The sequence below is a fragment of the Nostoc sp. 2RC genome (assembly GCF_014222165.1).
Lineage (GTDB): Bacteria > Cyanobacteriota > Cyanobacteriia > Cyanobacteriales > Nostocaceae > Nostoc > Nostoc linckia.
On sequence record NZ_JACKZU010000553.1, the window covers coordinates 1 to 3,561 of the forward strand.

Genomic DNA, 3,561 nt, shown 5'->3' on the forward strand with positions numbered 1-3,561 from the left:
CCCCTTTCCCCAGTCCCTAAGCATCTAGCATAGACATCCATCATCATGAATTTGATTTACTTTCTTTTACGTTCTGCTTGGGGTATGGTAGCGATCGCCATCGTTACTGGATTCTTGAGTGGTGGTAGTAGTGCTGGTTTGATTGCTTTGATTAGCCGTGCTGCTAGTAGTGGTAGTCCTGAGGGTTTCACATCTATCGCTTGGGGTTTTGCTCTTTTGGCGATAATTGCATTGATTACCAGTATTATTTCCCAAGTGATGTTGATTCGCCTTTCTCAAAATGCAGTTTTAAAGTTGCGAATGCATTTGAGTAGGCGAATTCTGGGTTCTGAGTTGAGTCATTTGGAAGATTTGGGTAACCCCAGATTATTGGCAACTTTAACTGAGGATATTCAAGCAGTTGCTAATGCTGTTTATCAAATGCCTTTTTTGTTTATTAATTTAGCGATGGTTGTGGGTTGCATAGCATATATCACCTGGCTTTCTTGGTTGGTATTGGTGATGGTTTGTGCTATTTCCATAGTAGCGATCGCTAGTTGCCAGTGGCTATTAACTGAAGGTAGGAAATTTTTAGCTCTGGCTCGTGATGATGAAGACAGACTGTTTAAACATTTTCGCACCATTACCGAAGGCATCAAGGAACTGAAGCTTAATTATCTGCGCCGTCAAGTTTTTTTAGAAGAAAAACTCCAAGGAACTGCTAATGAATTTCGCCATCATAATGTGAAGGGTTTAACTTTTTTTGCTACCACTTCTAGCTGGGGTCAATTGATTTTCTTTTTTGCCATTGGTTTTGTCTTATTTGTACTACCTGATTTATTATCCATTAATACCACAACTCTTTCTGGATATATTTTGACTTTTACTTACTTGATGTTACCAATGGATAACATCATTAGCAAACTTCCTCTTTTGAGCAAAGCGGGTATTGCTTTACAAAAAATAGATTCATTGGGTTTATCTTTAGCTACTCGTTCGGAAGTAGCTACTATTCCACCTGCCATGAAAACTTCCTGGCAGACCTTAAAATTCAACAATATCACATATACATATGATACAAATCAAGAAGACAATAGCTTTATCTTCGGCCCCATTAACATTACATTGTATCGTCAGGAATTAATTTTTATTGTTGGCGGTAATGGTAGCGGTAAATCTACCTTAGCAAAATTAATTACTGGACTTTATATTCCAGCTAACGGCGAAATTTGGTTTGATGACGAATTAATTAATCAAGAAAACCGCGAATGGTATCGGCAACATTTTTCTGTGGTATTTTCCGATTTTTATTTATTTGACGAACTTTTAGGATTAAAAAATGCTAATTTAGATACTCAAGCGACAAAATATATTAAACAACTGCAATTAGACCACAAAGTAAAAGTCGAAAATGGACAACTTTCTACCACTGCTCTTTCTCAAGGACAACGCAAACGCTTAGCTTTACTCACAGCATACTTGGAGGATAGACCAATTTATCTATTCGATGAATGGGCAGCAGATCAAGATCCAATATTCAAAGAAATATTTTATACTCAACTTTTACCAGAACTGCGATCGCGTGGTAAAACAGTCTTAGTAATTAGCCATGACGACCGCTATTTTCATTTAGCAGACCGAATTATTAAACTTGATTACGGACAAATAGAATATGACAAAAAATAAAATGTTAACGTTGAGAGCTAAAAGTCAAAAAATTCTAACATTTGTACATTTGCCAAATAAAATCAATGTCTGAACAAAAATCCCTCAATCCCTGGAACTACAAACCTTGGTGGTGTCAACCTTGGTCTATACTACTTACTGGTGTGACGCTAATTGTTGGTAGCTGGTTATTATTTAAAACTATCTGGTTCACAGTTCTCGTTTCCATCCCCATAGCCTCCTGGATGGGATTTTTTATATTAATTTGGCCACAACTAATGATTCGTAGTGGAATTTTAGAATCTTATAACAATTCGGAACGTGTTGATTAGACTTCTTGCAAAAGTAGGGAAAATGGGAAAGGGGGTGCATGTTTGCTATTTTCCCTTTCCCCTTTACCCCTTACCCTTTTCCCCACTTCTCTTAGAAGTTTATAGTAATCAAAATATCAAGCTTTGACGAAGAACTCTTAAAATTTTATAAGTTTTGATAATTTTTAGCCGATATCAATCATTTTCAACCTGGCTTTGGGCACAAGACCTTGTAAGCATCTACATACTCAGGGAAATTGCATATTCAAAGCTAGAGTGAAATGAACAACAGAGCAGACCGAAGGCATGAAAGACATAATAATGCAATAGAATATCTCTGTACAAGATTCAACCGAATTTTTATTTCCGTTGCAGAGATGTTTTTATGGTGCAGGTTTGACCTTCGAGAAAGAATCCTGCGTTTATTGCAAAACTTTCAGCCCAGCGGACTTTGTTGTCTAAAGTTGAGAGCCTCATCAGTGAAATCCCGACCTGCTCCTTTACCTGAAAATGAAGCAGAAAGGCTCAAAGCATTAGAGGATTACAATATTCTCGATACTCTCCCAGAACAAGGATTTGATGACCTGACTGCTCTTGCTACCTACATTTGCAAGACTCCAATTGCTTTAATTAGCTTAATTGATAGCGATCGCCTGTGGATTAAATCCAAAGTGGGACTCAAAGTCAGGGAAATACCTAGAGATTGGGCTTTTTGCTCCCATACGATTTTGCAACCCCAGAAAATATTAGTAGTTAACAACGCCGTCAAAGATGAGCGCTTTGCAAATAATCCTTTAGTTAAAAATAATCCCAAAATTCGTTTTTATGCTGGTGTACCGCTAGTTACATCCAATGGATTTGCTGTGGGGACATTGTGTATCATCGATATGATTCCGCGTCAGTTAAATGACCGACAATTAGACGCCTTATATCGCCTCAGTCGTCAGGCTGTCGCTCAAATGGAACTCATCCAAGAAATTCACAACCGCAAACAAGCAGAAATTGAAGGAAGACAGTTATCACTCACCGATGAACTAACAGGATTGCATAATCGGCGTGGCTTTTTTCTACTAGCAGAACAACAATTAAAAATTGCTCACCGCATGAAACTTCTATGCTGGGTAATCTTCATTGATTTAGACGGACTAAAACAGATTAATGACAGCCTTGGTCACGATGTCGGTGATGCCTTAATTATCGATGCTGGTCAACTACTCAAGCAAAGTTTTCGTAAGTCCGATATTGTTGCTCGTTTAGGTGGAGATGAGTTTATTCTTTTCATTTCCAGCTATTTCAAAGACGCAGAAAATATCCAAACACATTTGCAAACAAACATTGCACATTTCAACCAACAGCAAAACCGTAGCTATCAAATTTCCATGAGTATGGGAATACAGCGTTACTCACCAGAAACCAATATGTCATTAGAACAACTCGTCGCCAGATCTGACGAGTTAATGTACGCTCATAAACGTCTCAAGCGACAATCTCTTTTGTAACTTACATTCTGTAAGGTTAAAGGGGAAAGGGTAAAGGGGAAAGGGTAAAGGGGAAAGGGTAAAGGGGAAAGGGTAAAGGGGAGATGGAAAGATGGGGGAGTGTGGGG

General features: G+C 38.2%; 3 protein-coding genes. All 3 read left to right on the forward strand.

Annotated elements, in window-relative coordinates; translation table 11 throughout:
* Nucleotides 1-45: 45 nt before the first annotated feature.
* The 3 genes from GNE10_RS32985 to GNE10_RS32995 all read left to right on the forward strand — a co-directional run bounded on the left by GNE10_RS32985 (nt 46) and on the right by GNE10_RS32995 (nt 3,454).
* Nucleotides 46-1,665 (forward strand): cyclic peptide export ABC transporter, encoded by a 1,620-nt coding sequence (locus GNE10_RS32985; RefSeq protein ID WP_185570263.1) that lies wholly within the window; start codon nt 46-48, stop codon nt 1,663-1,665.
* 65 nt (nt 1,666-1,730) lie between these two features.
* Entirely contained in the window at nt 1,731-1,976 is a 246-nt protein-coding gene (locus GNE10_RS32990; protein WP_185570265.1) for a DUF6737 family protein, read from the forward strand.
* A gap of 458 nt (nt 1,977-2,434) precedes the next feature.
* Nucleotides 2,435-3,454 carry a sensor domain-containing diguanylate cyclase gene (locus tag GNE10_RS32995; RefSeq protein WP_185570267.1) on the forward strand — a complete coding sequence of 340 codons (1,020 nt, stop codon included), beginning with the start codon at nt 2,435-2,437 and terminating at the stop codon, nt 3,452-3,454.
* Nucleotides 3,455-3,561: the final 107 nt, after the last annotated feature.